Source organism: Streptomyces populi, from assembly GCF_002911015.1.
Lineage (GTDB): Bacteria > Actinomycetota > Actinomycetes > Streptomycetales > Streptomycetaceae > Streptomyces > Streptomyces populi.
Genome location: NZ_KZ626871.1, coordinates 1 through 21,570 on the forward strand (window position 1 = coordinate 1; position 21,570 = coordinate 21,570).

The 21,570-nt window shown below is 72.8% G+C and carries 16 protein-coding genes and 1 pseudogene; 7 read left to right on the forward strand and 10 right to left on the reverse strand.

Translation table 11 applies throughout. From position 1 onward, the window contains the following. A pseudogene (locus CW362_RS18075) lies at nucleotides 1-248 on the forward strand (hypothetical protein); the annotation flags it as partial. A gap of 54 nt (nucleotides 249-302) precedes the next feature. Here the strand turns inward: CW362_RS18075 and CW362_RS18080 are convergent. The 6 genes from CW362_RS18080 to CW362_RS18105 form a co-directional block, all read right to left on the reverse strand. Further along, nucleotides 303-3,236, reverse strand: coding sequence for a glycoside hydrolase family 2 TIM barrel-domain containing protein (locus CW362_RS18080; RefSeq protein ID WP_103550527.1), 2,934 nt, complete (start codon nucleotides 3,234-3,236; stop codon nucleotides 303-305). 12 nt (nucleotides 3,237-3,248) lie between these two features. Next, a complete protein-coding gene (locus CW362_RS18085; protein WP_103550528.1) occupies nucleotides 3,249-4,139 on the reverse strand; it encodes a carbohydrate ABC transporter permease in 891 nt (296 codons plus the stop codon). Further along, nucleotides 4,136-5,101, reverse strand: coding sequence for a carbohydrate ABC transporter permease (locus tag CW362_RS18090; RefSeq protein ID WP_103550529.1), 966 nt, complete (start codon nucleotides 5,099-5,101; stop codon nucleotides 4,136-4,138). The genes CW362_RS18085 and CW362_RS18090 overlap by 4 nt, the downstream gene beginning before the upstream one ends. A gap of 20 nt (nucleotides 5,102-5,121) precedes the next feature. Next, entirely contained in the window at nucleotides 5,122-6,384 is a 1,263-nt protein-coding gene (locus tag CW362_RS18095) for an ABC transporter substrate-binding protein (protein ID WP_103550530.1), read from the reverse strand. A gap of 271 nt (nucleotides 6,385-6,655) precedes the next feature. Beyond that, entirely contained in the window at nucleotides 6,656-7,903 is a 1,248-nt protein-coding gene (locus CW362_RS18100; protein WP_103550531.1) for an ROK family transcriptional regulator, read from the reverse strand. 115 nt (nucleotides 7,904-8,018) lie between these two features. Beyond that, on the reverse strand, nucleotides 8,019-9,269 hold the full coding sequence (locus CW362_RS18105) for an FAD-binding protein (RefSeq protein WP_103550532.1): 1,251 nt from the start codon (nucleotides 9,267-9,269) through the stop codon (nucleotides 8,019-8,021). Nucleotides 9,270-9,499: 230 nt separating this feature from the next. Between CW362_RS18105 and CW362_RS18110 the strand changes: the two genes are divergently transcribed. Beyond that, complete coding sequence (locus CW362_RS18110) at nucleotides 9,500-10,477, forward strand: hydroxyacid dehydrogenase (protein ID WP_206300981.1); 978 nt, start codon at nucleotides 9,500-9,502, stop codon at nucleotides 10,475-10,477. Nucleotides 10,478-10,605: 128 nt separating this feature from the next. Here CW362_RS18110 and CW362_RS18115 read toward each other — a convergent pair whose 3' ends face one another. Beyond that, nucleotides 10,606-11,454, reverse strand: coding sequence for an alpha/beta fold hydrolase (locus tag CW362_RS18115; protein ID WP_103550534.1), 849 nt, complete (start codon nucleotides 11,452-11,454; stop codon nucleotides 10,606-10,608). 162 nt (nucleotides 11,455-11,616) lie between these two features. Here CW362_RS18115 and CW362_RS18120 point away from each other — a divergent pair, with 162 nt between their 5' ends. The 4 genes from CW362_RS18120 (at nucleotide 11,617) to CW362_RS18135 (ending at nucleotide 17,971) form a co-directional block, all read left to right on the forward strand. Continuing rightward, nucleotides 11,617-12,939, forward strand: coding sequence for a radical SAM protein (locus CW362_RS18120; protein WP_103550535.1), 1,323 nt, complete (start codon nucleotides 11,617-11,619; stop codon nucleotides 12,937-12,939). Between the two features lie 437 nt (nucleotides 12,940-13,376). Further along, complete coding sequence (locus CW362_RS18125; RefSeq protein ID WP_103550536.1) at nucleotides 13,377-14,885, forward strand: cellulose-binding domain-containing protein; 1,509 nt, start codon at nucleotides 13,377-13,379, stop codon at nucleotides 14,883-14,885. 287 nt (nucleotides 14,886-15,172) lie between these two features. Further along, nucleotides 15,173-16,288, forward strand: coding sequence for a ribosome small subunit-dependent GTPase A (gene rsgA / locus CW362_RS18130; protein WP_103550537.1), 1,116 nt, complete (start codon nucleotides 15,173-15,175; stop codon nucleotides 16,286-16,288). Nucleotides 16,289-16,510: 222 nt separating this feature from the next. Further along, nucleotides 16,511-17,971, forward strand: coding sequence for a DNA-3-methyladenine glycosylase 2 family protein (locus CW362_RS18135; RefSeq protein WP_103550538.1), 1,461 nt, complete (start codon nucleotides 16,511-16,513; stop codon nucleotides 17,969-17,971). Nucleotides 17,972-18,211: 240 nt separating this feature from the next. On the opposite strand, the gene CW362_RS18140 is transcribed toward CW362_RS18135, so the two are convergent. Further along, nucleotides 18,212-18,580: a PPOX class F420-dependent oxidoreductase gene (locus CW362_RS18140; RefSeq protein ID WP_103550539.1), complete on the reverse strand. Its 369-nt coding sequence runs from the start codon at nucleotides 18,578-18,580 to the stop codon at nucleotides 18,212-18,214. Between the two features lie 182 nt (nucleotides 18,581-18,762). Here CW362_RS18140 and CW362_RS18145 point away from each other — a divergent pair, with 182 nt between their 5' ends. After that, complete coding sequence (locus tag CW362_RS18145; protein WP_103550540.1) at nucleotides 18,763-20,073, forward strand: SGNH/GDSL hydrolase family protein; 1,311 nt, start codon at nucleotides 18,763-18,765, stop codon at nucleotides 20,071-20,073. Here the strand turns inward: CW362_RS18145 and CW362_RS18150 are convergent. After that, nucleotides 20,036-20,518 carry a DUF456 domain-containing protein gene (locus CW362_RS18150; RefSeq protein ID WP_103550541.1) on the reverse strand — a complete coding sequence of 161 codons (483 nt, stop codon included), beginning with the start codon at nucleotides 20,516-20,518 and terminating at the stop codon, nucleotides 20,036-20,038. The two genes, CW362_RS18145 and CW362_RS18150, sit on opposite strands and share 38 nt — an antisense overlap. A gap of 36 nt (nucleotides 20,519-20,554) precedes the next feature. Continuing rightward, nucleotides 20,555-21,532, reverse strand: a complete 978-nt coding sequence (locus CW362_RS18155) for a helix-turn-helix transcriptional regulator (RefSeq protein ID WP_103550542.1) — start codon at nucleotides 21,530-21,532, stop codon at nucleotides 20,555-20,557. Between the last annotated feature and the right edge of the window lie 38 nt (nucleotides 21,533-21,570).

Below are 21,570 nucleotides of genomic sequence, written 5' to 3' on the forward strand. Positions count from 1 at the left end.
ACCCGGGGTCCGACGCGGTCACCGGCGTCCTGACCGTCGGCCGGCTGCTGGAGGTCACGGCGGTGGACCGGGTCGCCGTACTCGGTTCGCCCGAAGGGGCCTCCTCGGAGGCGGAGCTGGTCACCCGCGACCACGTGCGCCCGGAGTGGCGCGAGGGCCGTCTGGTCCTCGCGGCGATGCCGGCCGCCGGCGGCACCCTGGTGCCCTTCGAGGTGCCGGACCCGACACCCTGCTGCGCCGGTCACTGACGGTGCGGCCGGACGGCCGGGGAGAGCCGTCCGGCCGCACCCGGGACGCGGGCCTCAGTCCGTGATCTCGGAGAACACGAACGAGAACTCCGCCGGAGCGGGCCACAGTCGATACCGCGGAAGGGCGCCGGGACCGCACGACTGCGAACCGATGCCCTGCTGGCCGTGGTCGAGGTTGACCCAGACCGTGTCGCCGGGGAGCAGATCCGCCCGGTGCTCCGCCGCGTCCAGCTGCTCGGTCGTCCAGCGGCGCGCGGTGAACCAGAAGGCCGGGTCGCCCTCGATCCTCAGCCCGCCGATCTCGGCCCGGTGGACGCCGGGCCGGGCGCCGTTCTCCTGCGGGCGCACGTACGGCGTCTGTAGGGCGTCGACCGTCGACTCCCAGAGCCCGTACGCACAGGCCGATCCGGTGTCGGGGTATCCCTCCCCGGGGCCGCCGCCGAGCCAGGTCACCCGGTCGGCGGAGGCCGCGAGCCCGAGCCGGACGCCGAGCCGGGGCAGGGGAAGCGTCCACCGGCCCTCCGGCGTCACGGACACGGTCAGCCGCAGCCGCGTGCCGTCGGAGGTCCAGCGGTACACCGTGCGCAGGCCCACGTCCCGGGCCGCGGGCGCCACCCGGGTGCGTACGGTCAGGGAGTCGTCGCCCGCCTCCACCGCGTCCGGGCGGTGCCGCATCCGGTGCAGCCCCAGCGCCCGCCAGAGCGGACCGTGACGGGCGTCCGACTGCCAGTGCGCGCCGTTGTCGTTGTCGGTCGGGGCGCGCCACACGTCGAGGCGCGGACCGGTGACCTCGACCCCGCCGACGGCCAGCAGCGCACCGGTGCGGGCGTCGAAGGTTCCCGGCCCGAGCGTGATCACCCGCTCGCCGGGGACCGGAGGCGCGGAGGCGGTGACGGACGGCGGCGCCGGTTCCGCCACGGAGAGCTGGGTCCAGGCGACGACATGGCCGCGCGGTGCCCAGACCGTGTCGTCGGCCAGCACCGCCCGGACCGTCCACCGCGCTCCCGCGCCCCGTGGATCCACGGGCGGTGCGGGCAGTTTGACGTCGGCCGTCTCGCCCGGCGCCAGCGCGGGCACCACGAGCGGGCCCGACCCGGCGCTCCGGCCGTCCACCTGGTACGACCACTCGAAGGCCAGGTGGGAAAGGTCCGTGAAGTCGTACCCGTTGGTGACGCGCACGGTGCCGTCCCAGCCGGCGGCGGCCTCCCGGCGCCCACCGGGCGGGGAGAAGGAGTCCCCGCCGTCGACGCGGACGGGCTCGATCACCTTCTTGTACTCGACGAGACCGGGGGACGGCGTCCGGTCCGGGAAGAGGAGCCCGTCGCAGACGAAGTTCCCGTCGTGCAGTTCCTCGCCGAAGTCCCCTCCGTACGCGAACCCGTGGCGCTCGTCCGCGATGCCGTGGTCGATCCACTCCCAGACGAACCCGCCCTGGAGACGGTCGTACGAGGTGAACAGGCGCTGGTAGTCGGCGAGGCCGCCGGGGCCGTTGCCCATGGCGTGCCCGTACTCGCACAGGATGAAGGGAAGCCGACGCCTCTTCAGTCCTCCGCCGTCCTGGTGCCGGCCGATCCGTTCGACCTCGGCGTGATCGGTGTACATGCGTGAATAGACGTCCGTGTCACGGCAGTCGTGGTCGCCCTCGTAGTGGACGAGCCGTGAGGTGTCGCGGGCGCGGATCCACTCGGCCATCGCGGTGAGGCCGCGTCCGGTGCCGGCCTCGTTGCCGAGGGACCACAGGACGACGGACGGGTGGTTCTTGTCGCGTTCGACCGTGCGCGCGGCCCGGTCGAGCAGCGCGGGTGTCCAGCGGGGGTCGTCGGCGGGGTTGTCCCGCCAGGCCTGTTCGGTGAAGCCGTGGGTCTCCAGGTCGCACTCGTCGACGACCCACAGACCGTAGGTGTCGCACAGGTCGAGGAAGGCGGGGTGGGGCGGATAGTGGGAGGTGCGCACGGCGTTGATGTTGTGCCGCTTCATCAGCAGCACGTCCGCGAGCATGGTCTCCGGGTCGAGGGCGCGGCCCTTCTCCGGATGCCATTCGTGCCGGTTGACGCCTTTGAAGAGGACGGCCGTGCCGTTCACCTTGATCAGACCGTCGTGGAGCTCGACCGTGCGGAAGCCGATGCGCAGGGGGACGCGCTCGCCCTCGGTGACCAGTTCGCCGTCGTAGAGCCGGGGCGTCTCGGCCGTCCACGGCAGCACCGGCAGCGTCACCGGTGTCCCGGTCGCGACATCGATGTCCAGGCCGGGGACGAGGACCCGTCCGTCGACGTCGGAGTCGACGCGCAGGGTTCCGAGGCCCTCCCGGTGGTCGTACGAGGCGTGCACGAAGAAGTCGAGCGCGCTGCCCGGCGGCCGGTGCAGCAGGGTGACGTCGCGGAAGATGCCCGGCAGCCACCACTGGTCCTGGTCCTCCAGATAGGAGCCCGCCGACCACTGGTGCACCCGGACCGCGAGCACGTTGCCGTCCGGCCTCAGCAGGTGGCCCACGGCGAACTCGTGCGGCAGCCGCGAGCCCTGGAACGTGCCGAGGTCCGTGCCGTTCAGCCAGACCCGGGCACAGGACTCGACCCCGTCGAAGCGCAGGACCGTACCGCCGTCCGCCGGCCAGTCCGGCGGCAGGTCGAAGCGGCGCAGGTGGTCACCGGTCGGGTTCTCGGCCGGTACGCGCGGCGGGTCGACCGGGAACGGATAGAGGTGGTTGGTGTAGATCGGTGAGCCGTGGCCCTGCATCACCCAGTGGCCGGGGACCTGGACCTCGGCCCAGCCCCCGGGTTCGTACCCCTCGGCCGCGAAGGAGTCGTCCTCGGTGTCGGCGGCGGGGGAGAGCCGGAAGTCCCAGCGGCCGTTCAGGGAGAGGGACCGGGCGTCCGAGGCCGCGTACCAGGCGCGGGGCGGGAGGACGCCGCCGCCGGGGGAGACGTCCTCGACGTAGTCGGCGGGGGAGGGGGGAGAGGCCGGTGTTCCGGGAGAGGTGCGGAAAGACATGCGTCTCCTAGTTCAGCCCTTGATGCCGGTCTGCGCGATTCCCTGGACCAGCCAGCGCTGGAGGAAGAGGAACACGAACACCAGCGGCAGGATGGAAATGGCCGTGGCCATGAAGATCAGATGGAAGTTGACGGTCTGGTTCGTCATGTACGAGGACAGCGCCACCTGGACCGTCCAGGCGTCGGGGTCCTGGCCGATGACCAGCGGCCACAGGAAGGCGTTCCAGCCGCTGATGAACGTGATGGTCCCGATCGCGGCGAAGAAGTTGAGGGAGTTGGGCACGACGATGCGCCAGTACGCGCCCCAGTGGCCGAGCCCGTCCATGCGCGCCGCCTCCTCCAGTTCCTTCGGGAACCCCAAGAAGTACTGCCGGAAGAGGAAGCACGTGAAACCGCTGAAAAGCCCCGGAATGATGAGACCGCGAAGACTGTCCACCCAGCCGAGCGAGGACACGAGCACGAAGCTCGGCACGAAGGTCACGGCGGAGGGGACCATCAGGGTGACCAGCACCGCGTAGAAGACCTTGTCGGCGTGCCGGTACGGGATCCGCGCGAGGCCGTAGCCGGCGAGCGAGCAGACCAGCAGGGTGCCGAGGGTGTGCAGCACCCCGACGACGGCGGAGTTCCACAGGGAGCGGGCGAAGGGGACGGTGGGGTCGTCGAACAGCTCGGCGATGTTGCCCCACTCGAGGTCGGTGGGGAAGAACTTCCAGTTCTCGCCGGTGATCTCGGCGTCGGTCGACAGGGCGTTGCGCACGAGCAGGTAGAAGGGGACCAGGAACAGCAGGGCGGCGACCCCGGTGGCGACGTACAGACCCGTACTGCCGAGGGCGCCGCCGCGGTCGTTCCGCCGGCGCCTCTTCGGCGCGGCGTGGGTTCCCCGGTCCTTCGTGACGGCGGTCATCCGGCGTCCTCCCCGCGTCCGAATCCCATGAACCTGCCCTGGAGCAGGGTCACCATGCAGATGAGCAGCGTGAGGACGACCGCGCCCGCGCTGCCCGCGCCGTAGTCCTGCGCCTGGCCGAGCGCCGTGTAGTACAGCTCGACGAGCGGCGGGCGGCCCCAGGTGGTCTTCGAGAGCAGGTTGAAGAACTCGTCGAAGGCCTGGTAGGCGGCCACGAGGAGCAGCAGGATCACGGCCGTCGAGGTGGCGCGCAGCTGCGGCAGGGTGATGTGGCGGAAGGACTGCCAGCCGGGCCCGGCACCGTCGATCGCGGCGGCCTCGTAGAGCTCGGGCGGGATGTTCTGCAGGGCGGCCAGGAAGAGGATCATGTAGAAGCCGGCCTGGAGCCAGAGCCGCGCGGTCACGATGACCAGCCAGTACCAGGGCGGATCGGGGTCGGCCAGCCAGGCGATGTTCTCGGCCCCGAACCAGCCGAGGACGGTGTTCATCAGACCGAAGCGCACTCCGCTGAAGACGGACATCTTCCAGATCAGCGAGGCGGCGACGTAACTGCACGCGGTCGGCAGGAAGAACACCGACCGGAAGAACGCCCGCATGAACCGCAGCCGGTTCACCAGCAGCGCGAGTCCGAGCGAGAGCGCCCAGGTGAGCGGCACGATGAAGGCGGCGAAGACGGTGAACGTCACCAGCGAACCGGTGAACTTGCCGTTCTCCAGCATCTGCCGGTAGTTGTCGAGGCCGACGAACTTGTCGGGGGTGACGGTGAAGCGTGCCTCGAAGAAGCTCAGCCACAGGCTCCAGCCGATCGGCACGTACACGAAGACGGTCAGGCCGATGAGGAAGGGGCCGGTGAAGAGCCAGAAGGCGAGGGTGTTCCCGCCCCGCCGGAACCGTCGCGGCCGGGCCGCCGCGGCTTCGGCCGGGACGGATCGCGGGACACCGCGCGAGGTGGTGGTCGACATGTCGGGGCCCGTCCGCCGGCCTATCCGAAGAGCTTCTTGAGCTCGCGGTTCACGGTCACGTCCGCCTTGTCGAGCGCGGCCTCCGGGTCCCCGTCCTTGCGGACGCAGTCGGCGAAGACGTCCTCGAGCGCGGTGATCATGGACTGGGTCCAGCCGATGTTGTCGAAGTGCCCGTACTCACCGAAGAGTTTCACGCCTTCGGCGGGAAGACCCGACTTGAGCTTGTCGGCGGACGCGGCGAGCGAGGAACGCGGTGGGATGTGGAAGCCGTACGACAGCGACCAGTCCTCCTGGTACTTCTTCTGGTCGATCCACAGCCACTTCACGTACTCCTTGGCCAGGTCGACGTTCCGGCCCTTGGCGTTGACGAACATCGACCAGCCGCCGTTGTAGACGGACGGCTTGCCGGAGTCGGTGACCTTCGGGAAGGGGAACACTCCGATGTCGTCGCCGAGCGTCTTCTGCATCTGCGGCATCGCCCACATCCCGCAGAACTGGATGGCGCACAGGCCCTGGTCGATCGCCGACGGGTCCCAGTAGTCGGCCGGGGCGTCGAGGAGCAGATGGCCGCTGGTGAACAGGCTCCGCATCTTCTTCAGCCCCTCCTTGACCCCCTCGGTGTGGTAGGCGATCCGGTTCTTCCCGTCGAGGGTGTCGGCGCCCGCGGACCAGATCATCGGGTTGATGACCGCGTGCAGGTCGTTTCCGATGAACAGGCCCTTGACCTTGCCGGTCGTCAACTTCGCCGCGGCCTCGATGAGTTCGTCGAGCGTGGTCGGCACCTCGACGCCGGCCTTCTGGAGCAGGGAGGGCCGGTAGAAGAAGAACTGCGGGTCGTCGATCATGCGGACGCCGTAGATCTTCCCGTCGACCGTGTGCGAGGCGATGTCGGCCGGGTTGAAGTCGTCCTCGACCGGATCGACGATGTCGCTCAGGTCCGCCACCTGGCCGCTCCTGACGAGCTGGATCTGCGGGTGGAACTCGAAGACGTCGGGTGCGTTCTTCGTGAGCAGCGAGGCGAACAGCTTGCTCTCGAAGTCGCTGCCGGTGATCCACTGCGTGGTCACCTCGGCCTTGTCGTAGGCCTTCGCGTACCGCTTGACGGCCTGCTCGGTACCCGCCTCCCCGTAGGCGTGGAAGTACTGGACCAGTTCCTTGCCCGAACTCCCGCCCCCGGAGCGCCCGTTGTTGCTTCCGCAGGCGGCCAGCGGCCCGAGGGCGGCGAGGCCGGCGGCGGACCGCAGTACGGATCGACGGTCCCAGTTGCTGCTCAATGCCGACATGGTGACGTCCTTGTCTTGTGGGCGGTTCGAGTGCGCTGTGCATGCTGGTTGCGTGCGGCCGCGGGCCGAATGCGCCGTGCGGTGCGGGACGTTAACCTTCCGACAATCCTTCGGCAAGGGGTTGGACGAAGTCGGTGCGAAGCGTTGCCGGGGGTTCGGGATACCGGACGGCGCGGGTCGGAATCCATCGGAGCGATGGATCGTGAACCGTCAACTCACTTGAAAGCGTGGGTACTTGCGCTGAACCGTGCTGTCGGGGCCGATGCCGAGGTCACACCGGGGGAGCTGTGCGGCTCCTGGCGGCGGCGGTCCGCCCGGTCGGTCGCCGGCCGGCCGACTGGAGCGCCCCTTCGAGGGCGAACGTCGCCGCGCCCAGACAGACCGGGTCGGTCGGAATGGGGGAGAGGACGATCTCGGTGGCCGCGAGCGGACGCCGCAGCGCGTGCCGGGCCACGGCCTCGCGCACCGCGCGCAGCAGCGGTTCCCCGAGGGCGGCCGCGACCCAGCTGCTCAGCACGACCACCTCGGGGTTGAGCAGGTTGACCAGGTCGGAGATCCCGGCGCCGAGGTAACGGGCGGTGTCGCGCACGACCTCGACGGCCACCGGGTCCCCCGCGGCGACGCCCGCCGCGAGGGCGTCGATCGTCGCGGTCTGGTCCTCCGGGTGCAACAGCGTGCTCCCGGGGCTCAGTTCCCGCAGGTTCAGCATGATCCCAGGAGCCCCGACATACGTCTCCACGCAGCCGTGATTGCCGCAGTGGCACGGCCGTCCGTCCAGCACGAGGGTGGTGTGGCCCCACTCGCCCGCGCTGTTGCTGACGCCCCGGTGCAGCCCGCCGCCGAGCGCGAGACCGGCGCCCACGCCCGTGCCCAGATTGACCACGACGGCGTCACCGCGTCCGCGGGCCGCGCCGAACCACAGCTCGGCGACCGCGCAGGCGCGCAGCGGGTTGTCGAGGTGGAGCGGGTAGGCGATGTGCTCCGCGAGCAGATCGAGCAACGGCACGTCGTGCCAGTCCCAGTTGGGCGCGTACTCCGCGACCCCGGTGTCGCGGTCGACCTGCCCGGGGACGCTGACACCCACGCCCAGGACCCGGGCGTCCTCCACCCCGGCCTGCGCGACCACCGAGCCGACGGCGGCCGCGACGTGCCCGACCACCTGCTGCGGACCGCTCTCGCCGGGGCGCATGTCCTCGTCGGCGCGGGCGAGCACGTTCAGGGCCAGGTCGAACAGCTCGACCCGGACGTACGTCTCCGCGATGTCGACACCGATGAGGGCGCCCCCGGCCGCGTCGACCGCCACCAGCCCCCGCGGGCGGCCGCCCGCGGAGTCCTCGAACCCGACCTCGGTCAGCATCCCCAGGTCGAGCAGTTCGCCCACGAGCGTGGCGACCGTGGCCAGGCTGAGCCCGGTCGCCGCCGCCAGCTCCTGCCGTGAGGTGGGGGACTCGGCGATGATCTGGCGCAGCACCTCGTACCGGTTCGCGGTGCGGATGTCGCGTGACGTACCGCGCCTCATGGGACTCCCCCTCGCTCCCGCACACCGGCCGCCGGACGCGTCGGCCCGGCGCCGCGCCAGGCTATGGCCCGCCGGGGACATTCGACAAGGGGTTAGGAAATGGGGTGGAGGAAGGTCAGGACGGGGAGCCGAGGAAATCCCGTACGAAGGCGTTGGCGAAGGTCCCCGCCGGGTCGAGCCCGGCGGCCAGCGCCCTGAACCCGTCCAGCCGCGGCGACCGTTCGCGCAGCACCTCGGGCGGGACGGTGAACACCTTGCCCCAGTGCGGCCGCGGCCCGAACGGCTCCAGCGCCCGCTCGACCCGCCGCACCACCGGCAGCACGGCCGCGGTGTCCTCGATCCAGGTGAAGTGCACCGCCACGGTGTCCCGGCCGTACGCCGGACTCAGCCACTGGTCGTCGGCGGCCACGGTCCGCACCTCGCAGATCTGAAGCACCGGCGCGACCGCCGCGCGGATCGCGTCCAGGGCGTGCAGCGCCGCCATGGCGTCCGAGCGCGCCAGCAGGTACTCCGACTGCAGCTCGGCCCCGCTGCTCGGGGTGAACTCGGCCCGGAAGTGCGGCAGCCGCTCGTGCCAGGGGCCGGGGACCCCCAGCTGCTCGGTGCAGTTGCGGGCGGGCATGCCCGGCACCGGATGCACGGGCCCGGTCGCGGGCGCCGCCCACGGGAAGTCGGGCGACGGCCGGTCCGTGCGCCGCTTGAGCCACACCTGGCGGAAGCCGGGCCGCCCCCAGTCGGTGAACAGGCTCACGCTGTACGCGGATGCCGCGACCGCCTCGAAGTCGAGCCCTTCCAAGGGGAGTTCGGTGAAGACGTGCTGGCTCACCTCGAAGTCCGGTTCCAGGTCGAGGGTGAGCGCGGTGACCACGCCGAGTGCGCCCAGCGAGGTCACGGCACCGCCGAACCGCTCCTCGTCCCGGCCGATCACCAGGGTGGAGCCGTCCGCCGTGATCAGCTCGACCTCGCGCACGGCGGCGGCGAGCGACCCGTTCGTCACCCCGGACCCGTGGGTGCCGGTGGCGACCGATCCCGCGACCGAGATGTGCGGGAGCGAGGCCATGTTGTGCAGCGCGAGTTCGTGCTCGTGCACCCGACGGGCGAGCTCGGCGTACCGGACACCGCCCGAGACCCGTACCGTGCGGGCCGCCGTGTCGACGTCCACCGCGGGCGGCAGCGCGGCCAGTGACAGCAGGACGCCGTCGGGGCCCGGTTCGGCGATCTCGTTGAACGAGTGCCCGCTGCCCAGCACCCGGACCCGGGAGCTGCCCGCGACCAGGGCGCGCAGCGCGTCGAGCGAGGAGGGCCGGTGCAGCTCCCCGGCCGTGTACGTGATGTTGCCGGCCCAGTTGGTCAGGGTCCGAGTCATCCCTGTCGTCCCTCCCCGGGAGTCGCCGTGCGCGGCCGGTGCGACGGCCACCCGGGGAACCTACCCCGCCGGTCCGCCCAGGTGGCAGACCCGCTCCGTTGACCCTCCCGCGTGGCGCGACCTACCGTAGAGAGCGGTTGCTGTCGTCGGTGTCCCCGAAGCGGAAGGCCACCTCCTTGACCGAGCGTCCCGTGGCGGAACCGTCCGGGCGGCCCGTGGCGATGTTCGCCATGACCGCCGAGAACGTGACGAGGATCTTCCCGCCGGACGTCCTCGCCCGGCTGCGCGAGCTGGTGGACGTCGATCCCTCGTTCGCGGCGGGCGACTTCACCGGCCCGCGGGTCCGGGCCCGTCTCGCCGACACCGAGATCCTGATCACCGGCTGGGGGTGTCCCGTGCTCGACGCGGCCGTGCTCGACGCGGCCCCGAAGCTGCGGGCCGTGCTGCACGCGGCCGGCTCCGTGAAGGGCTTCGCGACACCGGCGGTGTGGGAGCGCGGCATCGTCGTCTCCTCGGCCGCCGCCGCGAACGCGCTGCCCGTCGCCGAGTACACGCTCGCCATGATCCTGCTCGCGGGCAAGGACGTCTTCGCCCACCGGGAACGCCTGCGCGCCGAACGGGCCTTCCCCTACGGCGAGATCCTCCCCGGCATCGGCAACTTCGGCCGCCGGGTGGGCGTCGTGGGCGCCTCGCGCATCGGCAGGCGCCTCATCGAACTGCTCCGGCCCTTCGACCTGTCGGTGAGCCTCACCGACCCCTACGTGGACGAGGCCGGGGCGGCGTCCCTCGGCGTTCCCCTGCTGCCACTGGACGAACTGCTCGCCGGCAGCGACGTCGTCACGGTCCACGCCCCGGGGACCCCGGAGACCCGGCACCTGATCGGCCGCCGCGAACTCGCGCTGATGCCCGCCGGATCGGTCCTCGTCAACACCGCCCGTGGCTCCCTGGTCGACCACGACGCCCTGATCGAGGCGCTGCGCGCCGGGCACGTCAGCGCGATCCTGGACGTCACCGACCCCGAGCCGCTGCCCGCCGACTCCCCGCTGCACGACCTCCCGAACGCCTTCGTCACCCCCCACCTGGCCGGATCGCAGGGCAACGAGGTCGCCCGCCTCGGCCTGACCGTGCTCCGGGAGGCCGAACGCCTGCTGTCCGGGAGGGTGCCGGAGTTCCGGATCGGCCTGGAGGACCTGGAGCGGACCGCCTGACGGCCCGCTCCCCGAGCCCGTCCGCCCCGTCGGGCGGGGCACACGCCCCGAGGGCCCGGCCGCCGGTGGGCGGGCCGGGCCGTCAGGGGGCGAGCCGGGCGCCGGGGACCGGGCCTGGCCCTCGGCCCTCAGCCGGCGGACCGGGCCAGGAACGCCTCCGTCGCCGCCACGAACCGCGCCGGATCGTCCAGCCACGGGAAGTGCCCGGCCCCGGACTGGACGACCAGCTCGGCGCGCGGGAACAGGGCGGCGACCTCGGCCGTCGCCGGGACCGGCGAGTTCAGGTCGACCTCCCCGGCGAGCACCAGCACCGGGGACTCCAGGCGGGCCAGCGCCGCCCGGGTGACCTCCGGGTCGAAGGCGCCGTCGGAGAAGCGGGCCGCGGCCTCCTGGTTGCGGTGCGCGTCCTCCGCGTCCCGGTGGGCCCGGGCGGCCGCGTCCCAACGTCCGTACCAGAAGGGGGCGATGGCCGAGAACGCGGCGGCGTCCCCCTTCCCGGCGACGATCGCCTCCAGCGCCGCGAACGCCTCGGGGAACCACGGCTCGTCCTTGCGCAGCAGCGCCGTCGCCCGCCGGACCTCGCCGGTGATCTCGACCCCGACGGCGTGGACGCTCGGCGTGATCAGCGCGAGGCGTCCGACGCGCTCCGGGTGACGCTGGGCGTAGAGCACGGCGAGATTCGTCCCGGCGGAGTGCGCGAGCAGGTCCATCCGGTCGAGCCCGAGGTGCTCGCGCAGGGCCTCGACGTCGTCGACCAGCCGGTCGCAGCGGTACGAGCCGGGGTCCGCCGGGACCGCCGACCCGCCGGTCCCGCGCGGATCGGCCATGATCAGCCGCCGGTGCGCGGACAGCCCGCCCAGGTTCCCGAGGTAGTCGCTGTCCTGCATCGGTCCGCCGGGCAGACACACCAGGGGCGGGCCGTCCCCGGAGGTGCCGAAGGCCAGCTCGGTCCCGTCGTACGCGGTGAAGGAAGGCATGGCGACGACTCTCGCAGCGGCGTCCGGACGGAGCAAGCGAGATCCCGGGCCGCGGCGGCCTCGCGCGCCGCGGGGGACCCGGCACGGCCGATGTCCGGGCGGGGGCATACCGTGAGGAGTCGAACACGACAGACGAAGCAGGTCGGGAGCGAGGAGAACGGGATGGGCAGCCGCACCGCGCTGGTCGAGGATCTGATGGAGCGGTTCCCGCACGTGCCGCGGGAAGCCGTCATCAAGGAGGACCTGCTGCGCGGGGGCGTGGCCTTCGACGCGTCCGCGCTCAGCGACAACGAGAACGGCGAGGTCAAACCGAAGTCGTACTTCATCTTCTCCTTCGACCACGGCACCCTGCCCGAGCTGGGCGAGGCCGCGCTCCGGCGCCCGCCGGAGGAGATCATCCTCACGGGTGGCCCGTACGACCTGCGCCGGACGGTCGTGTCCGTGCGGGTCAATCCCGCCTCGCCGTACCGCGTCGCCGCCGACGACGAGGGCGTCCTCGGGCTGTACCTGGACGGGAAGCGGATCTCCGACGTCGGCGTGCCGCCGATGCCCGAGTACTACCGGCACACCCTCTCGAACGGAAAGTCCGTGATGGAGGTGGCCCCGACCATCCAGTGGGGCTATCTCATCTACCTCACCGTCTTCCGCGTCTGCCAGTACTTCGGTGCCAAGGAGGAGTGCCAGTACTGCGACATCAACCACAACTGGCGCCAGCACAAGGCGGCGGGCCGTCCCTACACCGGGGTGAAGGACGTCGAGGAGGTCCTGGAGGCCCTGGAGATCATCGACCGGTACGACACCGCGAAGGCGTCGACGGCGTACACGCTCACCGGCGGCGCGATCACCAGGACGGTCGCCGGACGCGACGAGGCCGACTTCTACGGCCACTACGCCAAGGCCATCGAGGAGAGGTTCCCCGGGCGTTGGATCGGCAAGGTGGTGGCCCAGGCGCTGCCGCGCGACGACGTCCAGCGCTTCAAGGACCACGGCGTGCAGATCTACCACCCGAACTACGAGGTGTGGGACCGCCGGCTGTTCGAGCTGTACTGCCCCGGCAAGGAGCGCTACGTCGGCCGCGACGAGTGGCACAAGCGGATCCTGGACTCCGCGGAGATCTTCGGCGCGCGCAACGTGATCCCCAACTTCGTCGCGGGCGTGGAGATGGCCGAGCCGTTCGGCTTCACCAGCGTCGACGAGGCGATCGCGTCGACGACCGAGGGCCTGCGGTTCTTCATGTCGCACGGCATCACGCCCCGCTTCACCACATGGTGCCCCGAGCCGACCACCCCGCTGGGCAAGGCCAACCCGCAGGGCGCGCCGCTGGAGTACCACATCCGGCTGCTCGAGGCCTACCGCGCCACGATGGACGACTTCGGGCTCCAGTCGCCGCCCGGGTACGGCGAGCCCGGTCCCGGCCGCGCGGTCTTCTCCGTCAGCTCCTTCATGGACAGCCTGCCCGCGCAGGAGCCGGTCTCCCCGGTGTGACCCGGCGCCCCCGGGGGGCGCACCCGTACGGCCCGGACGCCCCGTCGGCGTCCGGCCGTACGCGTCCTGCCCCGTTGTGCCCGGTGCCGCCCCTTCGCGCCCGGTCTGCCGCGCCGGGGAATTGCAGGTCCTGTGAAGGTCGGAGTGATCTGTTCCCGTCCCGGGCGCCTTCCGTACGACACTCTGGCCACCGGAGTCCCGACACGGGCGACCGAGGGCCACCCCGGGCCGCGGACATCCGGATTCGGCCCGCCGACGTTCGACGGTCCGTCCCGTGATTGCGTGACCGCATGATGTGACGACGTCGCTTGTCAGTTGTGTCGAAAGCGTGAAAGGCTCTGGCCCGTTGTTTTCAAGGCCCCCAACTCTGTCTGAAAAACGGCGAGTTGGGTGTTGTCCGACGTTGCGCGCGGAAGCCGTGGATGCAGGAGCCCCCCATGCCAGACCTGCCGACCCCCCAGAACGCCGCCGAGGCCGCGCTGTTCTCGGAATGCTGGGACGCGGTCCTGTCGTACGCCGACCTGTGCACGTCCGGCTCCGCCGCGGCCACCCAGCTGGCCACCGAGGCGTTCACCCATGGCGTCCACGAGGCGCGCTCGGCCACGGCCCGCACGAAGAACACCGGCCGCAGGAACCCCCAGCTGCCCCGGATCCCCCTGCTGCTGAACTCCGTCCGGACCACCGCCGCCGCCTGGGAGGCGCACGGCCAGGGACACCGGCTGGACCCGGACCTCAGGCTGTGGCTCAACTCCGAGAAGGCCGCCCGCTACACCGGGCCCCCGCTGCACCGCCCGGTCGCGCTGCGTGGTCTGAAGGACCTCCAGGAACCCGACGCGGCCCTGTTGTGGCTGGTCGAGGTGGAGGCGCTCCCGCTGCCCGCGGTGGCCCGGCGGCTCGCCCTCGACCCGGTGGCGGCCGCCGAGGAACTCGGCCAGGTGCGGACGCTGTTCAGGGACCGGTGCCACCGCAACCACCTCGACACGCCGATGGACGCCGACTGCCGCAGCTACGCCCGGCTGCTCGACGCGGTCACCCGCTCGCCGGGAGCCGAGACGCCCGAGGACCTCTCGCGGCACCTCGCCCGGTGCGTGGAGTGCGCGGAGGCCGCGGCCTGCCTGCGGCTGCACGGCGGCGGGCTGCCCGCGGCGCTCGCGGGCGGGGTGATCGGCTGGGGCGGCCTCGCCTACCTGGAACGCAGGCGCCGCGCCGCCGAGGCGGGGCTGGCCGGCGGGCGTACGGACGCGGCCGCGGACACCGGGCTCGCCGAGATCGAGGAGGCCGCGCCCCGGATCGGCCGCACCGGACTGCTGGTCGCCGCCGTCATCGTCTCCGGCCTCGCCCTCACCGTCTCCCTGATGCCCTTCGACGGAGGGGACGACCGCGGCGTCTCCGCGCGCGGGGACGCGGCCGACCGCCGGCCGGTGGCCGACCCCGGAGTGTCGTCCCCGGCGGCGACCACCCGCGCCGAGGGCTCGCTCGTCTCGCCCGACCCCGTGGAGACCGGCGTCGACACGGGCTCGAAGTCCGACCCCGAACCCCAGGGCACGCCTTCGTCCCCGGCCCGTGCCACCAGCGCGACCCCGGGCTCCAAGGGCTCCACGAAACCTTCCGGCTCCACGAAGGCCCCCGCGTCCTGCGAGGTGAAGTACGCCGTCGTCGACCAGTGGACGGACGGCTTCCAGGCCAGCGTCACGGTCACGTCCGCCAAGGCCCTCGACTCCTGGCAGATCGGCTGGGCCTTCGACGACGGCCAGCGGGTCACGCAGATGTGGGACGGCACCGTCGCCCAGGACGGATCCCGGGTGACCGCGACCGCCGCCGACTACAACAGGTCGGTCGCCGCGGGAGGCTCCTTCGCCGTCGGCTTCCTCGGTACCTGGCACGACGGGAACACGTCCCCGGACGCCTTCACCCTCAACGGCGGACGCTGCACGACGGCTCACTGAGCCGCCGGTCCCACCGTCCCCGTCCCCGCCCTCGGGGACGGGGACGGGGACGGGATTAATTCGGTTGACGGGTCCGAGGGGACCCCGGATACAGTTCACACGTCGGTTTCGAGGCGTCGGCCTCGAACGAGTTCCACAGGAGGTGTGACCGATGGCTGTCTTTGCGACGGGCGCTGCCCGCATCCAGAAGTTCATCAAGTCCACCTCCGTGGCCGCCGGCTGACCTTCCTCTTCTTTCTTCGCGCCGCAGTGCGCGTCGCCGGGGCCGCCCTTGTGAAGGGTCTCCCTTGACTTCCAGCTCCGCTTTCCCCACCCCGTCCGCCTCTCTCGGACTCTCCCCGCTCGCTCCGTACGGCTGGGACGACGCCTGGGCGGACGAGTTCGTCCCCTACGACGCCGAGGGGCTCGTCGCCGGACGCGTGATCCGCGTCGACCGCGGTCAGTGCGACGTCGCCACCGCCGACGGCGTCATCCGCGCCGACACCGCCTTCGTGACCCCGCACGACCCGATGCGCGTCGTGTGCACCGGCGACTGGGTCGCCGTCGAACCGGCCGGCAACCCGCGTTACGTGAAGGCGTACCTGCCGCGCCGCACGGCCTTCGTGCGTTCCACCTCCTCCGAGCGGTCCGAGGGGCAGATCCTCGCGGCCAACATCGACCACGCCGTCGTGGCCGTCTCGCTCGCCGTCGAACTCGACCTGGGCCGCGTCGAGCGGTTCCTCGCGCTGGCCTGGGAGTCGGGCGCGCAGCCCGTGGTCGTCCTCACCAAGGCCGACCTGGTCCCGGAGGCGGCGACCCTCGCGCACCTCGTCCAGGACGTGGAGACCGCCGCGCCCGGGGTGCCCGTGCTCGCCGTCAGCTCCGAGACGGGCGAGGGGCTCGACGTCCTGGAAGCCGTGCTCGCCGGCGGTACGGCCGTGCTGCTCGGGCAGTCCGGCGCCGGCAAGTCGACCCTGGCCAACGTGCTGCTGGGCGAGGACGTCATGGACGTACAGGCCACCCGTGACATGGACGGCAAGGGCCGGCACACCACGACGACCCGCAACCTGCTCGTGCTGCCGGGCGGCGGTGTCCTCATCGACACCCCGGGGCTGCGCGGGGTCGGACTGTGGGACGCCGAGAGCGGGGTCGGGCAGGTGTTCTCCGAGATCGAGGAGTTCGCCGCCGACTGCCGTTTCCAGGACTGCGCCCACGTCGCCGAGCCCGGATGCGCGGTGCTGGCGGCCGTCGACTCCGGCGAGCTGCCGGAGCGGCGGCTGGAGAGCTACCGCAAGCTGCTCCGCGAGAACCAGCGGATCGTCGCCAAGACGGACGCGCGGGTGCGCGCCGAGATCCGCCGTGACTGGAAGCGCAAGGGGGCGGAGGGCCGCGCCGCCATGGAGGCCAAGCGCGGCCGCTGGTAGCCGGGGACGGGGTGGGGCGCGGATTCCCGGGCCCCACCCCGGTCCGCCGGGTCCGGTTCCGTCCTGTCCGGTTCCGCTCGGGTTCCGCCCTGTCTGTTTTCGTCCTATTTCCGCCCCGTCCGCCGGAGCGCGTGGTGGCGTGGGCACGGACCGTCGCCGGGGCCCGGACGCCGTGTCCGATTTCCGCCAGCCCCGTCGTCCGGGCCGGACCACACTGGAAGGGTGAACGACGAGGACACCAGGCACGAGGACACCAGGTACGAGGCCGTGCGGAGCCGGGACGCCCGGTTCGACGGGGAGTTCTTCTTCGCCGTGCGGACGACCGGGATCTACTGCCGTCCCAGCTGCCCGGCCGTGACGCCGAAGCGGCGCAACGTGCGGTTCTACGCGACGGCCGCCGCGGCGCAGGGGTCGGGCTTCCGGGCCTGCCGCAGATGCCGCCCGGACGCGGTGCCGGGTTCGGCGGCCTGGAACGTACGGGCCGATGTCGTCGGCCGCGCCATGCGCCTGATCGGCGACGGGGTGGTGGACCGCGAGGGCGTCGGAGGCCTCGCCGCACGCCTCGGGTACAGCGCCCGCCAGGTCCAGCGGCAGCTCACGGAGGAGGTCGGCGCGGGTCCGGTCGCCCTCGCCAGGGCCCAGCGGGCACACACCGCGCGGATACTCCTCCAGACCACCGAACTCCCCGTCACCCAGATCGCGTTCGCGGCCGGGTTCGCCAGCGTGCGCCAGTTCAACGACACGATCCGCACGGTCTACGCGTCGACGCCGAGCCAGTTGCGCGCCGCGGCGCCACGCACCGGTCCCGTCGCCCGCAGCGCGGCCACCCCCGCCGCGGGCGTCCCGCTCCGGCTCGCGCACCGGGGCCCCTACCGGTCCACCGCCGTCTTCGACCTGCTGGCCGCCGAGGCCGTCCCGGGCGTCGAGGCCGTGGCCGGCAGCCGCGGCCGACGCACGTACCGCCGGACGCTCCGGCTGCCGTACGGCACGGGAATCGTGGCCGTCGAAGAGCGGCAGGGCACCGCGGCGGTCCGCCACCGTGCCGGCGGGGCGGGCCGGACCGCGGGAGCACCGGGCCCCGGCGGCGCCGCCCACCCCGGCGGCTGGCTCGACGCCCGGCTGCACCTGACCGATCTGAGGGACCTCACCACCGCCGTGCAGCGGCTGCGGCGGCTGTTCGACCTCGACGCCGATCCCCACGCCGTCGACGAGCGGCTGGGAGCCGACGCGCGGCTGGGTCCGCTGGTCGCCGCGCGGCCGGGCCTGCGGTCGCCGGGCGCCGCCGATCCGGACGAACTGGCGGTACGCGCGCTGGTCGGGGAGGCGGAGGCCGGGCGGCTGGTGCTGCGGTACGGGAAGAGGCTGGACGCCGAGTGCGAGACGCTCACCCATCTCTTCCCCGAGGCCGCCGTGCTCGCGGAGGCGGAACCCGGCGGCCCGCTCGGCGCGCTGACCGCGGCCCTGGCCGACGGCGTCCTGCGACTCGACCCGGGCGCGGACCGCGAAGAGGCCCGGGCGGTGCTGCTCGCGCTGCCCGGAATGGACGAAGGCACCGCCGCCGTCATCCGCACCCGGGCCCTGGGCGACCCGGACGTGGCCCCGCCCGGCGTGGACGCCCCGGACACCTGGCGCCCGTGGCGTTCGTACGCCGTCGGACATCTGCGGGCGGCAGGAGAGCTGTGACCGACAGCCCGCGGCCCGGTGGGTCGGCCGGCCCACCGGCCGGTCGGTTCCCCGCCGCCGACTCCCCGGCCGACGGGTTCGCCGGCCGTCGGCTCGCGTCGGCCACCCCCCGGTGGGCCGGACGGCCGACCGTCGGGCCCACCGGGGGATGACCGACCCGTCGTCCTGGCGGGAGAACCCGGCCGGTCGCCGATCGGGTCGGGCGGTCGGCCCCCCGACCCGGCCCGACGGCAAGGGCGTTCAGTCCTCGAGGCCCCAGCTGTGGATCCGCCGGGGATGGATCCGGATCAGTTCCTCGCTGAAATGCGGACCCAAGTCGTGTGATCCGGTGAGGAGTTCGGCCTCCCCACGGATGTCGACGCCCCGGACCCTCCACGGCTCGAGGCTGACGATGTCGTCGACCACGAGAGCGACCTTCGGGTTCTTCTGGAGGTTGCGCCACTTCTTCGTGGTGCCCATCGAGTAACCGCCGATCAGGATCGTCCCGTCCTCCTGCGGGAAGAAGCCGACGGGGTTGGCCTGGGGCTGTCCGAGAGGGTCGACGGTGGCCAGCCGTCCCAGCCGCTGCGACCTCAGATACGCGCGCTCGGCCTCACTGAATTCGGTCATGGCAGCACCCAAACACGCCCCCGCCCCTCGGCGCATCGGGTTCCGGTCCTAGGGCCGAGGGAGGAGAACCGGTCCTGTCCCGGCCGTTCCCGTCCCGTCCGCCTCCGTCCACTCCCGTTCGGACGCGTCCGGCGGTGTGACGACGCGATGCGGGCGCCCGGAGCCGGGGAATCGATCGCCCCATGCCCCGCGCGATCATGTTCCGGCGTCTTCCCGTCCCCCTGGTGACCGCCCTGCTCCTCGCCTCGCTCCTCACCTCGACGGGCGCGATCACCGAAGCGCGGTCCGCGCCCGGCCGGAGCGCTCCGGAGCGGGCCCCGGCCTCGAGGGGGACCTGGACGGGAACCTGGGAGGCCGCGGCCTCCGGCACCGTGTCCGCGCTGCCCGGCGCCTCGATCCGCAACGTCGTCCACACCAGCGTCGGCGGCCGGGCCGCGCGGGTCCGTCTCTCCAACCGGCTCGGCACGAGAGCGCTCCGGCTCGGCTCCGTGACCCTGGCGCTTCAGGTGCCGGGCGAACCGGGGAGCCCCCGGGCCGTCGCGGACTCCGTGCGCGCGGTCACCTTCGCCGGCGCCGGATCGGTCACCGTCCCCGCCGGCCGGGACCTCGTCAGCGACCCCGTCGCCCTGTCCGTCCCCGCCGACGCCAACCTGCTGGTCTCGGTGCACACCCCGGCGGACTCGGGCCCGGCGACCTGCCATCGCTCCGCGCTCCAGACCAACTTCGTCGCCCCCGCGGGCGACCGGACCGCCGAGGAGAGCGGCGCCGGCTACACCGCCACCGTCGGCAGCTGGTACTACGTGACCGGCGTCGACGTGCTCGGCGCCTCCACGGCGGGCAGTGTCGTCGCGCTCGGCGACTCGATCACCGACGGCACCGGCTCCTCGCCCGGCGCCAATCACCGCTGGCCCGACCGGCTCGCCGCCCGGCTGCGCGGGCTTCCGGCGCACCGCAGGCCCGGCGTCCTCAACGCGGGGATCTCCGGGAACCGCGTCCTGCTCGACGGCCGGGGCCCGAGCGCGCTGACCCGCCTGGACGCCGACGTCTTCTCCCGTACGGGCGTCCGCACGATGATCCTGCTGGAGGGCGTCAACGACATCAAGGGAACACCGGAGCAGACGGACCCCCGCGCCCTGGAGGACGCCTACCGGCTCGTCGTGCGCCGCGCCCACGCCCACGGCATCAGGGTCATCGGCGCCACGATCACCCCGTACGGCGGTCACGCCGCGTACACCCCGGCCCGGGAGGCCGTACGGCGGGCCGTCAACGCCGCCGTCCGCACGCACCGGATCTTCGACGGGGTCGCGGACCTCGACGCCGCCGTCCGCGACCCGGCCCGCCCGGACCGGATCCTCCCCGCCTACGACCCCGGAGACCATCTGCACTTCAACGACGCGGGCACGCGTGCCCTGGCCGGCGCGATCGACCTGCGCTCCCTGCTGACACCGGCACCCCCTAGCCCCAGACCACCGCTCCCAGCCACGCGCCCATGATCAACAGGCAGGCGAAGAGCTCCGTCAGCACGCTCCAGCCGCCCGCCCGCATCGCGGTCCGTACCGAGGCCTTCGCCGGGCCGTGTCCGCCGAGGCGCAGCCGCTCGCAGAGGTAGATCCCGCCGATGAAACCGGCCACGGCGCCGACCACCGGGACCAGGAAGAAACCGAGGAACGACCCGCCGCCCGCGTACACCGCCATCCGGGTGGTGGCGCCGCTCTCGTGCAGCCGTCGTGGCGGCAGCATCCAGCGGATCGCCCGGGAGAGCAGCAGGACCGCGGTCGAGGCGACGAGGACGGCCCAGGACAGGGGCTGCGGGTAGCTCAGCGCCCACCACAGCACCGCCGACCAGACGAGCCACGACCCCGGCAGACCGGGCACCAGTACTCCGACCAGGCCGAGCAGGATCACCACGCCGACCAGCAGGAGTTCCCACACTCCCATCTGCCCAGCCTGCCCGAGCGGACGGGAGAGCGCAGTTCAGCCCCGCGCCACCCAGCCGCGCTCGTACGCGTGCCAGCCCAGTTGCAGCCGGGTCGTCACGCCGGTCAGCTCCATCAGGCGCTTGACCCGGCGCTGCACCGTCCTCAGGCCCAGGTCGAGCTGTTTGGCCACGCTCGCGTCGGTCAGCCCGGCGAGGAGCAGGGAGAGGATCTCCAGGTCGGTGGTGTCCGGGCCGTCCGGTTCCTGCTCCAGCACGCCCCGGCTGCCCAGCCGCAGCGGCAGCGCGTCCCGCCACACCGACTCGAACAGCCCCGACAGCAGCTCCAGGAGTCCGCTCGCGTGCACGACCAGAGCGGCCGGCTCCGTGGTGTGCGAGGTGAGCGGCACCATCGCGAGCGTCCGGTCGGCGATCACCAGCCTGGCCGGCACCCGGTCCACGACCCGCACCTGCTCGTCCCGGCCGAGCGCGGCGGACAGCTCGGTGATCCCGCCGGGCCGGCCGAGGACGGACCGCTCGACGACCGCGCGGTGGCGGACATCCCGGCCCGCGGTCCGTTCCCCGGCGTCGTCCGCGCCCGGGACCACCCCCGGGGCGCCGGTGACCAGCGCGCACACCTCCTCGCGGGCGCCCAGCCGGAGCTGCAGGAAGCGCTGCGAGACCGCCGCGGCGCCGACCACCGCCTCGACCAGGTCGTGCACGGCCGGTTCGCCCGCCGCGCCCCGGTACTCCTCGGCCAGCAGCGCGGCCGCCAGCTCGGCCTTCTCCAGTTCGTGGCGCCGCTGGGTGAGCAGCGCGCCGAGGGCGGCTCCGGGCGGGGCGGCGACCCAGCGGCCCGGCCGCGCCGAGGACTGCGCGGCCAGGCCGCGCAGCTCCAGCCGGCGCAGGGCGCGCTCCGTCTCGTACTCGCCGAGCGTGAGCCGGCGCGCGAGATCGGACACCTCGGCGGCGCCCACGGACACCAGCGCGCGGTACGCCGACTCGTGGGTCTCGTCCAGACCTATCGCTCCCAGCATGCGGCGGTGCTCCTCCCCGTGGACGCGTTCCCTCCGGC